This is a genomic window from Halorubrum sp. SP9, assembly GCF_005435015.1.
GTDB classification, from domain to species: Archaea; Halobacteriota; Halobacteria; order Halobacteriales; family Haloferacaceae; genus Halorubrum; species Halorubrum sodomense.
On record NZ_SGXU01000180.1, the window covers coordinates 1 to 810 of the forward strand.

Annotated in this window: 2 pseudogenes; one reads left to right on the top strand and one right to left on the bottom strand. The window is 54.1% G+C overall.

Going from position 1 to position 810, the window contains the following annotated elements:
• Positions 1-282 (top strand): annotated as a pseudogene (locus EXE45_RS20870) (site-specific integrase); the annotation flags it as partial.
• A gap of 157 nt (positions 283-439) precedes the next feature.
• On the opposite strand, the pseudogene EXE45_RS20875 reads toward EXE45_RS20870, so the two are convergent.
• Positions 440-810: pseudogene (locus EXE45_RS20875) on the bottom strand (hypothetical protein); the annotation flags it as partial.

Genomic DNA, 810 nt, shown 5'->3' on the forward strand with positions numbered 1-810 from the left:
TCTCGAGCCGCGATCAGACGCCATGTGTATCGGATAACAGCTCCCTGCTTCAGGGACGAACCGTGTGATGGCTGCGAGGACGGGGAGAAAAAGTGCGACGAGGCAGTTAGTCCTCACGCGATCAGGAGGGGGTCGATCACTCACTACCTGACCGAAGACGTACCTCCGGAAGTCGTGACCGATAGGATGAATGTCAGCAGGAAGGTTCTAGATCAGCACTACGACAAACGAACAGAGGAGGTCAAAGTCGAGCAGCGTCGGAGTTTCCTCGATAATATCTGAACTGGATCTGAATCGTGAGATCGTAGGATCTCCCCCAATTTCTGTATCCTAGCTATCCTTTCTTTGCTCATCACGAATTCAAAATCGGTGTCGATAGTCACCCCTTCAGCTCTCGTATTCTCAAATCAGGCTTGAATCAAGTGAAGGGTACTCACCATCAGCTCGCGAGCAAAGCTAGATTGAGAGCGACCATACAGACCATCATGCTGTACGTGACCATCCCCTTCGCGGCCGTGGTAGCGTCAGGCGTCGAGATTCCATCACTAGGACTGAGTTCGTTCAGCTCACGGCTGAGTCGGTCTGGTATCCACGCGCCGATCTCGACACCGATCTGAACGGGGAAAGCCACCGGATGTGCTACCGCATTGGGACCGTTTTCGAACTGTGATAGGCTCATCTGTGAGTCGCCATCTGACGTTTCGTACCCTTCTCGGGTGGCGGCCAAAGTCTCCATTCTTCGCTGGCGCTTGCGCTCTTTGGACCGTCGGTCGTAGTGCTTGTCGAGCACAGGAACGGAGACATCGGCTC